At 62.6% G+C, this 14,358-nt stretch carries 12 protein-coding genes; 3 read left to right on the top strand and 9 right to left on the bottom strand.

Features of this window, described 5'->3' with window-relative positions; genetic code table 11:
• Window positions 1–34: 34 nt before the first annotated feature.
• The 9 genes from AC1DUR_RS21575 to AC1DUR_RS21535 all read right to left on the bottom strand — a co-directional run bounded on the left by AC1DUR_RS21575 (window position 35) and on the right by AC1DUR_RS21535 (window position 10,735).
• Complete coding sequence (locus tag AC1DUR_RS21575; protein ID WP_477718265.1) at window positions 35–994, bottom strand: DMT family transporter; 960 nt, start codon at window positions 992–994, stop codon at window positions 35–37.
• Window positions 995–1,003: 9 nt separating this feature from the next.
• Window positions 1,004–2,614 (bottom strand): gamma-glutamyltransferase family protein, encoded by a 1,611-nt coding sequence (locus tag AC1DUR_RS21570; RefSeq protein ID WP_477722148.1) that lies wholly within the window; start codon window positions 2,612–2,614, stop codon window positions 1,004–1,006.
• Between the two features lie 258 nt (window positions 2,615–2,872).
• Window positions 2,873–4,180 (bottom strand): DUF3422 family protein, encoded by a 1,308-nt coding sequence (locus AC1DUR_RS21565; protein WP_477722147.1) that lies wholly within the window; start codon window positions 4,178–4,180, stop codon window positions 2,873–2,875.
• 113 nt (window positions 4,181–4,293) lie between these two features.
• Window positions 4,294–5,808, bottom strand: a complete 1,515-nt coding sequence (locus AC1DUR_RS21560; protein ID WP_477718268.1) for a tripartite tricarboxylate transporter permease — start codon at window positions 5,806–5,808, stop codon at window positions 4,294–4,296.
• Between the two features lie 9 nt (window positions 5,809–5,817).
• Window positions 5,818–6,306, bottom strand: coding sequence for a tripartite tricarboxylate transporter TctB family protein (locus tag AC1DUR_RS21555; RefSeq protein ID WP_477718269.1), 489 nt, complete (start codon window positions 6,304–6,306; stop codon window positions 5,818–5,820).
• 211 nt (window positions 6,307–6,517) lie between these two features.
• Window positions 6,518–8,329: a type IV pilus assembly ATPase TfpB gene (tfpB, locus tag AC1DUR_RS21550; RefSeq protein ID WP_477722146.1), complete on the bottom strand. Its 1,812-nt coding sequence runs from the start codon at window positions 8,327–8,329 to the stop codon at window positions 6,518–6,520.
• Window positions 8,330–8,385: 56 nt separating this feature from the next.
• Window positions 8,386–9,153, bottom strand: a complete 768-nt coding sequence (locus tag AC1DUR_RS21545; RefSeq protein WP_477722145.1) for a class I SAM-dependent methyltransferase — start codon at window positions 9,151–9,153, stop codon at window positions 8,386–8,388.
• The gene (locus AC1DUR_RS21540; protein WP_477722150.1) at window positions 9,153–9,857 is read right to left on the bottom strand and encodes a DNA-deoxyinosine glycosylase; all 705 of its coding nucleotides are present in this window, start codon (window positions 9,855–9,857) and stop codon (window positions 9,153–9,155) included. The genes AC1DUR_RS21545 and AC1DUR_RS21540 overlap by 1 nt, the downstream gene beginning before the upstream one ends.
• Before the next feature lie 5 nt (window positions 9,858–9,862).
• The gene (locus AC1DUR_RS21535; RefSeq protein ID WP_477722144.1) at window positions 9,863–10,735 is read right to left on the bottom strand and encodes a TatD family hydrolase; all 873 of its coding nucleotides are present in this window, start codon (window positions 10,733–10,735) and stop codon (window positions 9,863–9,865) included.
• A 165-nt stretch (window positions 10,736–10,900) separates the two neighbouring features.
• Between AC1DUR_RS21535 and AC1DUR_RS21530 the strand changes: the two genes are divergently transcribed.
• The 3 genes from AC1DUR_RS21530 to AC1DUR_RS21520 all read left to right on the top strand — a co-directional run bounded on the left by AC1DUR_RS21530 (window position 10,901) and on the right by AC1DUR_RS21520 (window position 14,151).
• Window positions 10,901–11,977 carry an extracellular solute-binding protein gene (locus AC1DUR_RS21530; protein ID WP_477718274.1) on the top strand — a complete coding sequence of 359 codons (1,077 nt, stop codon included), beginning with the start codon at window positions 10,901–10,903 and terminating at the stop codon, window positions 11,975–11,977.
• A gap of 132 nt (window positions 11,978–12,109) precedes the next feature.
• Window positions 12,110–13,240, top strand: coding sequence for an ABC transporter ATP-binding protein (locus AC1DUR_RS21525; protein ID WP_477722143.1), 1,131 nt, complete (start codon window positions 12,110–12,112; stop codon window positions 13,238–13,240).
• 5 nt (window positions 13,241–13,245) lie between these two features.
• Complete coding sequence (locus AC1DUR_RS21520) at window positions 13,246–14,151, top strand: ABC transporter permease (RefSeq protein WP_477718276.1); 906 nt, start codon at window positions 13,246–13,248, stop codon at window positions 14,149–14,151.
• Window positions 14,152–14,358 lie beyond the last annotated feature (207 nt).

Genomic DNA, 14,358 nt, shown 5'->3' with positions numbered 1-14,358 from the left:
ACTGAGTTACGTCCAATATGCGGACAGAGGGAGATCAGGTCCTGGCCGCCCGGGAAAAGACAAAAATGCCGGCAATCACCAGCACCGTGCCCGCCGCCACCCAGGCGGTGAAGGGTTCGCCCAAAATCAGCACGCCCATCAGGATGGTGGACATGGGCCCCACCATGCCGGTCTGCGCCGCCATGCTGGCGCCAATGCGTTCTATCGCCATCATCACCATCAGCACCGGCACGGCCGTGCACAGGGTGGCATTGAGCAGCGACAGCCAGATCACCTGGGGCGCCACCACGGCAGCGCTCATAGGCCTGAGCACCGCAAACTGCAGCAGGCATAACAGGCAGGCCACGGTGGTCGCCAGCCCGACCAGCCGCAGGGCGCCCAGGCGCCTGACCAGCTCGCCGCTGTAAACCAGGTAGACCGCGTAGCTGACGGCGCTCAGGAAAACCAGCAGCGCGCCCCAGGCGGCGTCCGCACCCTGCAAGGTGATCTCGTGGCCAAACACCAGCACCACGCCGCTGTAGCTGATCGCCATGCCGATGAGCTGCCCGGCCGCCACACGGCGCTGGTACATGACCAGGCCCAGCAGCAGGACCAGGGTGGGATTGAGGTAAAGAATCAGCCGCTCCAGCGACGCGGTAACGTAGGCCAGGCCGGCAAAGTCCAGAAAACTCGCCAGGTAGTAGCCGGTGAATCCCAGCCCGAGCACTCCCAGCCAGTCCTTGCGCGTGAGTGGCGCCTTGCCGCCACCGCCTTGCCGATAGGTGGCCCACCAGGCCATGACGGCAAAGATCGGCAGCGCAAACAGCATGCGGTACATGATCAGCGTGACCGCATCCACGCCGTAGCGGTAGGCGAGCTTGACGATGATGGCCTTGCCGCTGAAGGCAATCGCGCCGAAGATGGCGAGCAGCAAGCCTGACGCTATGCTTTTTGCAGCCTGCTGCGCTCGTTCTTCCTGGGTTACAGGCGTTTTTGACGCTGAAATATCGCTCAAGATGCGCTTTTAAAAACCCACAGCCTGGCCATCGCGCCGGGCGTCGCTCGCCGACACATAGCCTTCCACTTTGGGGTTGCCGGCGCGCCAGATGAACTGGCCGGCGCCGAAGTCCTGGTAGGAGTCGTTGATGACCTCCACCCGGTGGCCGCGCCCGGCCAGCCCCTGGACGGTCGTTGGGTCCATGGCGGCTTCGACGTTGATTTCAAGGCCCGCGTTGTAGCGCCAGCGCGGCGCATCGCAGGCCACCTGCGGGCTCTGCCTGTAGTCCAGCATGCGCACCAGTGTCTGCAGGTGGCCCTGCGGCTGCATGTTGGCGCCCATCACGCCGAAGCTCATGACGGGCTGGCCGCCTTTGCTGAGGAAGGCCGGGATGATGGTGTGAAAGGGCCGCTTGCCGGGGGCGACCTGGTTGGCGCCGGCCTGCACGCTGAAACCATGGCCGCGGTTTTGCAGGCTGATGCCAAATTCAGGCTCGACACAGCCCGAGCCAAAGCCCATGTAGTTGCTCTGGATGAAGCTCACCATCATGCCGTCTTCGTCGGCGGCGGTGAGGTAAATCGTGCCGCCCTTGACCGGATTGCCAGCGCCAAAGTCCTGTGCCTGTTTCATGTCGATGAGTTTGGCACGGGATGCCAGGTAGGCGTCATCGAGCATTTGCGCGGCCGTCACCTCCATTGACGACGGCTCGGCCACATACCGGTACACGTCGGCAAATGCCAGCTTCATGGCTTCAATCTGCAGATGCTGCGAATCCACACCATCGACGGGCAGGCCGGCGACGTCGAACTTGTCCAGGATGCCCAGCGCAATCAGGGCCGCAATGCCTTGCCCGTTGGGGGGAATCTCGTGCAGGGTGTAGCCGCGGTAGTCCTTGGCGATGGGCTGCACCCATTCAGGCTGGTAGGCTTCAAAATCTTTCGCCGTGATGCTGCCCCCGTTTTGCGCGGAGAACTTTTCAATGGCGTGGGCAATTTCACCGCCGTAATACGCGGCGCCCCGGGTCTGGGCGATGGCCCGCAGGGCTTTGGCGGCCGCCTTGAACTGAAACAGCTCGCCCACCTTGGGCGCCCGGCCCCAGGGCAGGAAGGCACCCGCAAATCCGGGCTGCGACTGCAACTCGGCCGTAGCGGCCGCCCACTTTTGCTGCACCACCGGCGACAGAAGATAGCCGCGCTCGGCGATTTCAATGGCAGGCTCCATCAGGTCGGCGAACGGCAGCTTGCCAAAACGCTCACTCAGGGCAACCCAGCTCGCCACGGCGCCGGGCACGCTGACGGAATCCATCCCGCGCTTGGGTGGCGTGGTGGCGCTGTCACCGTATTTGCGCTTGAAGTACTCGGGCGTCCAGCTCTGCGGCGCGCGGCCCGAGGCGTTCAGGCCATGCATTTCCTTGCCGTCCCACAGGATGCAGAAAGAATCGCTCCCCAAGCCGTTGCTGACCGGCTCCACGATGGCCATGGCGGCGGCGGCCGCAATGGCTGCATCCACCGCATTGCCACCCTTGAGCAGCATGCGCAGGCCGGCCTGCGCGCCCAGCGGATGGGACGTGGAAACCACATTGCGCGCAAACAGGGGAATACGGGTCGAGGTGTAGGGGTTGCTGAAGTTGAAGTCCATCACGGGATTATCAGGGTTTGAAACAGGATGGCGGCACTGCCTGGTACACCTCACGTGCCCACGAAAGAGTGCCTTCAGGGATAGGCGTGCGAAGTTGCCGCGACGGTGAATCACCAGTCTGACAAAAAAAGCCCAGAGGCGTCGTCCATGGCACCTCCGGCCGGGCACGGCACTGGCGAACGGAAGCGGTTGGAACTGGGTTGCGCCGCAGCGGGCAAAGGTTTGCGCCAGGCGGCAACCGGCAGGGGCAGAAGGCTTTTAAGCTTCGCCGGGGTGCTGTTCCACAATTTTCCGGTGCAGCTTGCGCATGGACCACCACACAGCCGCGGCCACCAGCGGTATGGCCAGTGCGGCCGTGCTTTCGCCGCTCCACGGCCAGCCCAGTGCATGCGCTCCCTTGGCCATGTAGGCAATGAGGCCGACGGTGTAATAGGTGATGGCGGCCACGGACAGGCCCTCGACCGCGGTCTGCAGCTTGAGCTGCACACCCTGGCGCTGGTTCATGGTGGCCAGCAGCGCCTGGCTGCTTTGCTGCTGGTCAATTTCGACCCGGGTGCGCAGCAGGTTGCTGATGCGTGAAACCCGCTGCGACAAGGCGTCCTGGCGGCGCGCGGCCCACTCGCAGGTGCTGCGTGCCGGGGTGAGGCGGCGGTCCATGAATTCACGGATGCTCTGCAGGCCTGGCAGCCGGGCCTCGGCAATGTCGTCAATGCGCTTGTCCACCAGCTCGAAATACGCCGCGCTGGCCGAAAACCGCGAGTGGGTGGCCGCATGCTGGCTTTCCACCTGGCCGGCCAGTTTGGTCAGGCGATCCAGCAGCAAGGGTTCGTCGTTGGGCGTGGCGCTGCGAATCGACTGCGCCAGTTCGGCCAGTTCGCGCTCGGCATAGGCCAGCACACTGTAGGCCTCGCGGGCCGCCGGCAGACCCAGCAGCGCGGCCATGCGGTAGGTTTCAATCTCGATGAGGCGCTGCACCAGCCGGCCCAGCCGGCGCGGCGACAGGCTGCCGGCCAGCACCACGATGCGGGAAAAACCATCGGCATGAATGCTCAGATCGGTATAGACCTCGCCGTTGCCATCAGCCACCGAAGAGCCGATCAGGGTGTCTTCCTGCAACACCCGCCGAGACAGGGTCGAAGCGCCCAGGCTGTGCATGGGCAAAGCCCACAGGTGCAAGGCCGCGAGGCATTGGCCGGGCAAGCCGGCGAGCCAGTCCTGCGGCACGACGGCGATGGCGGCTGCGGGCTCGCGCTCGTCGAAGTCATCGAGCTCGATCGGGTGCATGAAGGTCCACGAGACAAACTCGGTGTGCAGCTCCCAGCGGATGCGAAACGGCCCCACCTCCATGCGAATGTGGGTGGACCCCAGGTCAGGCTGGGGCAAATGATGGTCGCGCAGCAAGGTGGCCACATGGGCGCGGCTGGCCTCACGCTGTGCAGCGTCACACACCATCACCACATGCGAGATGGCCAGGGGGATGCTCATCGCCTCGGGCGGGCGGGCATGGATTTCGTTGTGCAGCGCCGTTCTTTGCGGATGCTGCTGCAGGTGATGGTTCAGTTGCATGATGACCTTTTCATCCCCATTGTGGCTCAGAGTAGTTACAGGCCAGGTACAAGTTCCCCCCCAAAAAAAACGGCGCCCGCAGGCGCCGTTTGCTTGAAAGATGACTACGGCAATCAGTCTTCTTCGTGGAACGCTTCTTCGCGTTTGTTTTTCACCGCCGGCAGCAACACGATCACCAGCAGCAGCGCCCCGGCGGCCAACAAGCCAGCTGACAGCGGACGCGTGACAAACACGCTCCAGTCACCCCGGGACAGCAGCAGCGCACGGCGCAGGTTCTCTTCCATCATGGGGCCCAGGATAAAACCCAGCAGCAACGGCGCGGGTTCTGCGCCCAGCTTGACGAAGATGTAGCCGATCACGCCAAAAATGCCCACCGTCCAGATATCAAAAGTGTTGTTGTTGGTGGAGTACACACCAATCGCACAGAACAGCACAATCGCCGGGAACAGGTAGCGGTAAGGCACGCTCAGCAGCTTGATCCACATGCCGATCAGCGGCAGGTTCAGGATGATCAGCATCGCGTTGCCGATCCACATCGAGGCAATCAGGCCCCAGAACAGCTCCGGATTGCTGGTCATGACCTGCGGGCCCGGCTGAATGTTGTGAATCGTCATGGCACCCACCATCAGCGCCATCACGGCGTTTGGTGGAATACCCAGGGTCAGCAGCGGAATAAACGACGTCTGTGCACCGGCATTGTTGGCAGATTCAGGTGCGGCCACGCCGCGGATGTTGCCTTGGCCGAAAGGAACTTCGCCCGGCTTCATCTTCATTTTCTTTTCCAGCGCGTAGGCTGCAAACGCAGCCAGCAAGGCGCCACCACCGGGCAAAATACCCAATGAAGAACCCAGGAAAGTGCCGCGCAGCACGGCCGGCACCATGTCCTTGAAATCCTGTTTCGTCGGCATCAGGCCCGAAACCTTGGCGGTGAACACTTCGCGCTCATGCTCGGGCTGCGCGAGGTTGCTGATGATTTCGCCGTAGCCAAACACACCCATGGCAATCACGACAAAACCAATGCCGTCGGTCAACTCGGGAATGTCAAAGCTGAAGCGGGCCACGCCCGAATTCACGTCGGTACCCACAAGGCCGAGCAACAGGCCCAGCACAATCATGGCCACCGCCTTGAGCAGCGAACCCGATGCCAGCACCACAGCACCAATCAGGCCCAGCACCATCAAAGAGAAATACTCTGCAGGGCCAAACTTGAAAGCCAGTTCGGTCAGCGGCGGTGCAAAGGCCGCGAGAATCAGCGTACCCACGCAACCGGCGAAGAACGAACCCAGTCCGGCAGCAGCCAACGCCGGCCCCGCTCGACCTTTTCGGGCCATTTGATACCCATCAATACAGGTCACAACCGAGGAAGACTCGCCCGGCAGGTTCACCAGAATGGCGGTGGTCGAGCCACCGTACTGGGCACCGTAATAAATACCGGCCAGCATGATCAGCGCGGACACCGGCGGCAAGGCGTAGGTGGCGGGCAGCAGCATGGCGATGGTGGCTACGGGGCCGATGCCGGGCAGAACACCGATCAGCGTACCCAGAATACAACCAGCGAGCGCGTACAACAGGTTGATGGGCGTGAATGCCACGCCAAAGCCCAGCGACAAATTTGCAATGAGATCCATTTTTTTTCCTTAGCCGGTGATGAAGGCAGGCCACACCGGAAACTGCAGCTTGAGCGCCACGACGAAAGCCAGGTAGCTACCGACCGCCAAAACAGTCGCCAGGATGAAGGTGGCTTTGAACTTCCAGCCAGCTTCTGCCATGCTGGCAATAAAGGTCAGGGCGTAAATCGCGACAATCATGCCGAAGGCCGGCAGCTTGATGCTGGGCAGGCCCGCCAGCAAAAGGCCGAACACGAGGTTGGCGGCAATGATGTAGAACAGCGGCTTCCAGGCCCATTTGCCTATTTTGTCACCGCCTTCCGCTTCAACGACCAGCGCCGTAAACGTCACGACGCCGCCCATGAGGGCCAGCAAAATACCGAGCATCAGCGGAAAGTAGCCTGGACCCATGCGGGCGCCTGTGCCGACGTTGTAGGTGCTCGCACCCCATGCAAACGCCACCCCAACGCCCATGAACATAAGCCCGCAAAAGAAGTCTTTTTGACTCTTGATATTCACGGTTTGTCTCCTTCGAAAATTAGTTGAACCTGCGGATTGTGCATGCAATCAACCCCGCCGGGCATGTGGCTTTCACCTACAGGCCCAAGCTATGGGCGGCGCACCGCGCCTTGCATCCCATCCCGACAAGGTGCTTGCGCGGCCCTGTTTAGATCGTAAACAGGTTCTCAAGGCACCCGGTTGGGGCGCGCGGCACCCGCTCAGGTCCGGCTCAGGACATCGGCGGGGTGGTGGAGAGGATTTCCTCGATGGTGGTCACCCCTTCCGCCACCTTGAGCGCACCCGCCAGCCGCAGCGGGCGCATGCCGTCTGCCACCGCCTGGCGCCGCAGCGCGTCAATATTCGGCTCCCGGGTGACCTTGTCCTTGAAGGTTTCGGTCACCGTCAGCAGTTCGTACAGCCCCATCCGGCCCAGAAAGCCGGTCATGCGGCAATCCACGCAGCCCGCCGGCTTGTAGGGCTGGTAACCCCCGTTGATTTGCCAGGGCTTGACGACTTCCGCCAGCGCTTCACGCGAGCTGCCCTCGTCCTTTTCACGGCACTGCGCGCACAGGGTGCGCACCAGCCGCTGCGCCAGCACGCCCAGCAGCGTGGCGTTGATCAGGTAGGCAGGCACGCCCAGCTCCATCAGGCGCGAGACCGCCGAGGGCGCGTCGTTGGTGTGCAGCGTACTGAAGACCAGGTGGCCCGTCAGCGCGGCCTGCACGGCCATTTCCGCAGTCTGCAAGTCGCGGATTTCGCCGACCATGATGATGTCCGGGTCCTGCCGCATGAGGGCGCGGAGTCCTTCGGGGAAATCAAAATCCAGGTGCGCCTGCACCTGCGTCTGGTTGAACGCCGGCTCGATCATCTCGATCGGGTCTTCAATCGTGCTGACATTGACCTCTTCAGTGGCCAGGCGCTTGAGCGTGGAGTACAGCGTGGTGGTCTTGCCGGAACCGGTCGGCCCGGTCACCAGGACAATGCCGTAGGGCCGCTTGAGCAGCAGCTCCCAGCGCTCCGCGTCATGTTGCGAAAAGCCCAGCGCGTCCAGGTCCTTGACCGTGGTGTCCGGGTCAAAAATCCGCATCACCATCTTCTCGCCGAAGGCCGTGGGCAGGGTTGACAGGCGCATTTCAATTTCGTCGCCGCGCGGGTTGCGGGTTTTGATGCGGCCGTCCTGCGGGCGTCGCTTTTCAACCACATCCATACGACCCAGCAGTTTGATGCGCGCTGTCATGGCGTTGTGCACGCCCATGGGCAACTGGTAGACCGGGTGCAGCACCCCGTCAATCCGGAAACGGATCACGCCCTGCTCGCGCCGCGGCTCCAGATGGATGTCACTGGCGCGCTGGTCAAAAGCATATTGCCAGAGCCAGTCCACCACCTGCACCACACCCTGGTCGTTTGCATCGAGCTGCTTGTTGCTCTTGTTCAGCTCCACCAGCTGCTCAAAGCTGGCCGAGCCCGAGGTGCCGCCAGACTTGAGCGCCGCACGGACGGATTTGGCCAGCGCAAAAAACTCGGCCGTGTATTTGGCAATTTCCTGCGGATTGGCCACCACCAGGCGCACGCTGCGCTTGGCCTGGCGCTCGACCTCCGACACCCAGTCCGTGACAAAGGGCTCGGATGTGGCGATCACCACCTCCCGGGGAGTCACCTGGACCGGCAACACCTTGTGCCGCTCGGCATACACCGCAGACATGGTGTCGGCCACCTTGCCCACATCCACCTTGAGCGGGTCAATCCTCAGGTAATGGAGGCCGGCACGGTCGGCCAGCCACTGCGCAATGGTTTCGATGTCCAGCGGCTTGCCGTCGGCCACGCGCACCATGGCGACGCTGGCCAGCCGGACCAGGGGATTTTGGGCGCTCTGCACCTGCGAGCAGCGGGCAATGGTGCGCTGCGCCTCGGTGCTGCTGATGACGCCATCTTCGCTGAGCCACTCGACCAGCTTGCGCCAGTCGAGCGGGCCGGCGTGGACTTTTTTACCCTGAGAGTCCGGCAAGGAAGTGGGGCGTGGGGGAGGTATCACGGCGCTCATGGATGGCACTGTACCCGATCCACTCCGGCGATTGACACCCCCGTCCGCGTCCGGCATCAGGTCACCGGCTTGAAAAGCCGCAGCCACTTTTTGGCGGGCAGGTCCCAACGTGATTCAATGACGCCCGCCTGCAGCAGGAGTTCGGCCCGGTCAGGGCGCGTGGGCTCGCGCTGGGCCATCACGACCGTGTTGCCCTCCCGCGTCGGCCGGAAGGCCCAGACCGCCTCCGGGCCGAAGGCCTCGGCTATCTTGGTCAGCGAGTGCACATAGCTCGAATCCCGGCCAAAGAGGTTTACTGTCATCACCCCCTCATCACTGAGAAGGCGCCGGCAATCAGCGTAAAAATCAGCACTGTCCAGCACCGGCGCCGCCGCTTCGTGGTCGTACAGGTCGACATGCAGGAGATCAACACTCCCCTGATGCTGCGGGTTCCGGATTTCTTTGGCGGCATCGGCCTCGATGACATGCAGCCTGAGGTCGTCGCGCGGCAATTTGAACCAGAGCCGGCAAGCGGTGATCACCTGCGGGTTGATCTCGATGGCCGTGGTTTTCATGCGCAGCTTTTTGTAGCAGAACTTGGTCAGCGCCGCCGAGCCCAGACCGAGCTGCATCGCATGCATTTTTGACACGGCCGTAGCGTCCATGAACAGCAGCCCCGCCATCATGCGCTGCACATACTCCAGCTCAATGTCATAGGGCGCATCGCGCAGCATGGAGCCCTGCACCCATTCAGTACCCAGATGCAGAAAGCGCACATCGCCAAAGTCGGAGAAATTGACCTCTGGCAACTCCAGGGTGGTGTTCTCGGTAATTTTTTTCGCCATCAGATCAATTCGTGTTTTTCAAAGACTTCGCGCCAGGAGCTAAGTTTGCGCTCAAAAGACCAGGACGCATTGGCCGGGCTGGTGGAAGGCAAGCGGTGAAACTGAACCCCCACGCTTGCCACTCCGTGTGCTGCGCTGCCCCCAGAGGGGGCCTTCGCGCCTTGGGGCGGCCCGGCGACGAATGTCGCCCCCACGCTCATCACTGGCGTGTCCTCGCTGCCCCCCGAGGGGGCCTTCGCGCCTTGGGGCGGCCCGGCGGCGCTCAAGGCAACCATCACGTATTTTGAATGCTTGAAGCTTTCGCCTCCGTTGTGGGCGACGGCCCGCAATTCCGGGCAGAGCTGCCTGACGGCTGCAAAATCGTTCACCACGGCATTGCGGATCTTGCTGTCCAGGCTGCCGTCGCGTTCACACGCCGCGTACACGTCCCAGACCCCAAGTCGCTTCGACAGCAGCCATTCGCTACGAATCTGATAGCTATCTACCCCCGTTCCTATTGGGCCATCAGGCCAAATGGTTTGCAAAATCTTCCAGAAATGGTTTTGCGGATGCCCGTAGTACTGCTGGGCGGCCAAAGACGCAGCGCCTGGGAAACTGCCAAGGATCAAGAGGCGCGTCTGGCTGCAGACGAGCGGCGGCAAGCCGGTCAGCACGGCGGTCCTCCCGTCATTACTCCCGTCATGACTCACGACATTACTCACCACATTGTTCACGACACGAGCGCCTTGAGCCGGGGCAGCGCCTCTAGCGCGTTGGCGCTGGTGGCGCTGGCCAACGCTTCGGCCGAGATGCCGCGCAGACTCGCCACTTGCTCAGCAATGCGGGGCAACTCGCCCGGCTCATTGCGGCCCTGGCCCTGCCCGGCCGCACGCTGCGCTGCCGTGGTGTAAAGCCAGTGCGGTGGAATGTCGGGTGAATCGGTTTCCATCACCAGCACCTCCAGCGGCAACTGGGCGGCCAGGCGCCTGAGCTGCCGGGCGGGCTCAAACGTGACGGCACCGCCAAAGCCCAGCTTGAAACCCAGCTTGACGAACTCCATCGCCTGCTGTTCGCTGCCGTTAAAGGCATGGGCAATGCCGCGCCAGCCGTCCTCCGGGTGCTCCGGGTGCTCCGGGTGATGGGGCACCAGCTCACGCAAATGTTTGAGCAGCTTGTCGGCCGATCGCCGCACATGCAGGATGACCGGCAAGCCGTGCTTGCGCGCCAGCTTGAGCTGCTCGCGGTAGAAATATTCCTGGCGCTCGCGCATGGGGCTTTGCGTCAATGCGGGCACAAAATAGTCAAGCCCTATCTCACCCACCGCCACCAGGCGCGGGTCGCACTTTCTGAGGGTCAGCTCCGCATCCAGCGCCAGCAGGTCGGCCTCTTGTGCCTCCGGCACACAAAGCGGATGTATGCCCAATGCGTAACTGTCCGAAAACTCATGTGCCAGCAAGCGCACTGCCGCGAAGTTGCTGACCGCCACGGCCGGCAGCACGCAATGCGCGACCTGCCTGGCGGTAGCCCGCGCACGAACTGCGGCCACATCTGGCGAGAACTCCCCGGCATCGAGGTGGCAGTGTGTGTCAATCCAGAAGGTCATTGCGGGGGTGGCGTGAAAAAAGGAGAAGCGCGCTATCAGTGCAGATGATATTGACACAGAAATGAAACCGGTACAGGCTATGCTTTTTTCGCATGCTCATGCATTTCCGGGCTTTGCTGCGATCCCTTCGCGTCACATCACCATGTCATCAACCAGGAAAATCCCATGAAATTATCTCGCCTGATGCGCCTCATGATGGGGGCCGGTCTGCTTGCTTCCAGCCTGGCCAATACGGCTTGGGCTCAGGATCAGAAACTGCGGCTGATTACCTGGGCGGACTACGTGCCGGCCGATGTTGTGGCGCAGTTCAAAAAGGAAACAGGAATTGACGTCGAGCTCACCCTGTCGAACAACGAGGAGATGATCTCCAAATTGCGCGCCACCGGCGGTGCGGGTTTTGACCTGGCCCAGCCCTCACAGGACCGCATCACCGGCCCGCAGCAGGAGTTTGGCATTTACAAACCCATGGACCTGAGCAAGATCAAGTCCGAGCTGTTCATTCCTGCCATGCTCGACGCCACCAAGAAGAACACCACGCTGGCCGGCAAGGTCTATGGCCTGCCGCACATCTGGGGTACCGACGGCCTGGTGGTCAACACCCAGTTGGCGAAGATGAGCGACTACCCCGATTTGTGCAAAGCCGATGTCAAGGGAAAGACCGCCGTCCGCCTCAAGCGGCCCACCCTGCTGGCATTCGCCTTTGCCTCCGGCAAGGATCCGTTTGCACTGTATAACGATCCCAAAGCCTATGGCGCGCTGATGGACGAAGTCGGCAAGACCATGATCGCCTGCAAGAGCAACATCAAGTTTTACTGGGACAACAAGGACCAGCTGCTCAACGGCATGCGCACCGGCGAAGTAGTGGGAGCCATGATGTGGGACACCGGCGGCTGGAAGCTCAACAGTGAAAAGCCCGAAATCCAGTACATCGCCCCCAAGTCGGGCGCACTCGGCTGGATAGACACCTTTGCCATCCCCGCCAAAGGCCGCAATGACGCTGCCGCGTATGCCTGGATCAACTTCAACATGCGCCCGGAAATCGCCGCCAAGGTGGCGAGCTCCGCCGGCAACTTCACCGCCGCCAAAGGCGCTGACCAGCTAATGGACGCCAAGCTCAAGGCCCAGTTCGCCGCCAGCTTCCCGGAAGCCGCCCTGAAGAACGTCAAATGGTATCCGGCCGTTCCCGCCGGCATCGAAGACATTGAAGGCCGTGTGCTGGACCGCATCAAGGCCGCCAATTGAGTAGCCCCCTGAGTCGCTTCGCGCCTTCCCCCAGGGGGGACGAAACCAGCGGCCCGGCAAAGCCGGTTCCGCGGTTTCCCTGGCCTTTCGTCCGTCATGTGGCAAGCAGCCATCCGCTGGCGAGCACAGTAGATGACCAAAGCAGGCACGTCACCGGTGCACGCAGACCTTCAAGCCGATCACGTCGGTAAGCACTACGGCGGCCAGCTCGCCGTCAAGGACTTGTCCCTGACGGTCGAGCGCGGCAGCTTTTTTTCCATCCTCGGCCCATCGGGCTGCGGAAAAACCACCCTGCTGCGCATGATTGCCGGTTTCCTGGCGCCCGACACAGGCCAGATCCACATCGGCGGCAAGCCCATGAATGGCGTGCCACCCAACCAGCGGCCGGTCAACATGGTGTTTCAGCACCTGGCCCTGTTTCCCATGATGTCGGTGGGTGAAAACGTCGGCTACGGCCTGGCGCGGCGCGGCTTGTCCCGTGCCGACATTGCCAAAAAGGTGGGCGCCATGCTGGAGCGTGTGAGCCTTCCGGGCATGCAGGACAAACGCGTCGACCAGCTCTCCGGCGGGCAACGGCAACGCGTGGCGATTGCCCGCAGCCTGGTGCTGGAACCCACCTTGCTGCTGCTGGATGAACCGCTGGGCGCGCTGGACCTCAAACTGCGCGAGCACATGAAGGTCGAGCTCAAGCAGCTGCAGGCGGACTTCGGCACCACCTTTGTCTACATCACGCACGACCAGTCGGAAGCGCTGGTGTTGTCCGACCATGTCGCGGTGATGAACGCCGGCAGTTTCGAGCAGCTGGGGACACCACAGCAGCTTTATTACCAGCCCCAAACGCCTTTTGTGGCGGGCTTTGTGGGTGCCAACAACAAAATTGCGGGCCGAGCCACGCAGGTAGATGCGGGGCCGGAGGGCCTTGTGACCTTCATGTCCGGGCAGGGCCTGGCAATGCGCGCCCGCGCCGTGGGCACTATTGGCACCGGCCAGGCGATTGAAGCCTTTGTGCGCCCTGAGGCCGTCAGCCTGGCGCGCGACGCCGGCGAGCTGCCGGCAAGTCACCCCACGCATGCGGGCCAGGTTGAAAGCCTGCTGTTTGACGGCGCCAACTCGGCCGTACTGCTGAGCGAGGCGACCACCCGCACCGGGTTCCGCATTGCGCTGCCGCAAACCGGCCGTTTTGCCGACCTGCGCATCGGGGAAACCGTGGCCTTCAGCTTTGACCCGCAGCAGGCCGTCTGTTTTGCGGCGGCGAGCGCCTGAGATTCATGCAAACCGCGGTTGCCGCCCCGGGAATTGGCACAACACCGGCCTCAACGCAGGCCCGGCTTATCCTTTTCCTGTTGCTGGCGCCTGCGCTGATCTGGCTGGTGGGCCTGATTGTGCTGCCGCACATCGATCTGGCGGTGCTGTCGCTGCGCGAGCGCATCGCGCCGCGGCAGTACACGCCCAGCATCGCCCAGTACCGCACCTTCATTGAAGAACCGCTGTACTGGCACACCTTTGTGCGGACAGCCGTCATGTCCATCCTGGCCACACTGATCACGCTGCTGCTGGCCTTTCCGGTGGCCTGGACCATTGCCAAGCTGGTGCGCGGCCGCGCCAAGTCCTTGCTGCTGGTGCTGTGCCTGATCCCCTTCTGGGTCAGCGAAACCGTGCGCACCTTGGGGTGGATGATCCTGCTGCGCGAGTCCGGCGTGCTGCCCGCCCTGCTGGTGCAGCTCGGCCTCACGGCAACCCCAGTGGAAATGCTTTACCGGGACGCCACCATCCTGGTGGGCCTGGTGTACACCTCCATGCTGTTCATGGTGGTGCCGCTGATCAGCGCCCTGGAAAGCCTGGACGACACCCTGATTGAAGCGGCCTACGATCTGGGAGGCACCGGCCCCTCCATCCTGCGCCAAATCGTGATTCCGCACGCGGCGCCCGGAATTCTGGCCGGCTGCATCGTGGTCTTCATGCTGACCCTGGGCAACTACCTCACGCCCACCTTGCTGGGCGGCAAAAACTCGCTATGGTTTACCGAGCAGATTTACACCCAGTTCATTACCCGTTTCAACTGGGAACAGGGTGCGGCCTTCGGCTTTTTGCTGCTGGGGTTGTCCACCGCCATCGTCTGGCTGGGCCTGAAGCTCACGGGCCAGAAATTCGGTGAAGTGATGAGGAAGACATGACACACCCCCAGGCTTGCTCACTTCGTGTAGCCTCCTCCCCCCTTGCAGGGGGCAACAGCTGCGGCCCGGCAAAGCCGGTTCCGCGCTGTGACATGACACACCCCCGTTGCGGACTCACTTCGTGTAGCCGCCTCCCCCCTTGCAGGGGGCGACACCTGCGGCCCGGCAAAGCCGGTTCCGCGATGTCACTTGCCTGTGACGGCGTGC

Source organism: Polaromonas sp. P4_F4, from assembly GCF_056401355.1.
This window is presented reverse-complemented; position numbering and strand designations above follow the sequence as displayed.

What these genes read in the sequence shown, in the direction of transcription:
- AC1DUR_RS21530 (WP_477718274.1), top strand. Translation starts at nt 10,901, where the DNA reads ATGAAATTATCTCGCCTGATGCGCCTCATGATGGGGGCCGGTCTGCTT.
- AC1DUR_RS21535 (WP_477722144.1), bottom strand. Translation starts at nt 10,735, where the DNA reads ATGACCTTCTGGATTGACACACACTGCCACCTCGATGCCGGGGAGTTC.
- AC1DUR_RS21545 (WP_477722145.1), bottom strand. Translation starts at nt 9,153, where the DNA reads ATGGCGAAAAAAATTACCGAGAACACCACCCTGGAGTTGCCAGAGGTC.
- AC1DUR_RS21560 (WP_477718268.1), bottom strand. Translation starts at nt 5,808, where the DNA reads ATGGATCTCATTGCAAATTTGTCGCTGGGCTTTGGCGTGGCATTCACG.
- AC1DUR_RS21520 (WP_477718276.1), top strand. Translation starts at nt 13,246, where the DNA reads ATGCAAACCGCGGTTGCCGCCCCGGGAATTGGCACAACACCGGCCTCA.
- tfpB (WP_477722146.1), bottom strand. Translation starts at nt 8,329, where the DNA reads ATGAGCGCCGTGATACCTCCCCCACGCCCCACTTCCTTGCCGGACTCT.
- AC1DUR_RS21565 (WP_477722147.1), bottom strand. Translation starts at nt 4,180, where the DNA reads ATGCAACTGAACCATCACCTGCAGCAGCATCCGCAAAGAACGGCGCTG.
- AC1DUR_RS21525 (WP_477722143.1), top strand. Translation starts at nt 12,110, where the DNA reads ATGACCAAAGCAGGCACGTCACCGGTGCACGCAGACCTTCAAGCCGAT.
- AC1DUR_RS21570 (WP_477722148.1), bottom strand. Translation starts at nt 2,614, where the DNA reads ATGGACTTCAACTTCAGCAACCCCTACACCTCGACCCGTATTCCCCTG.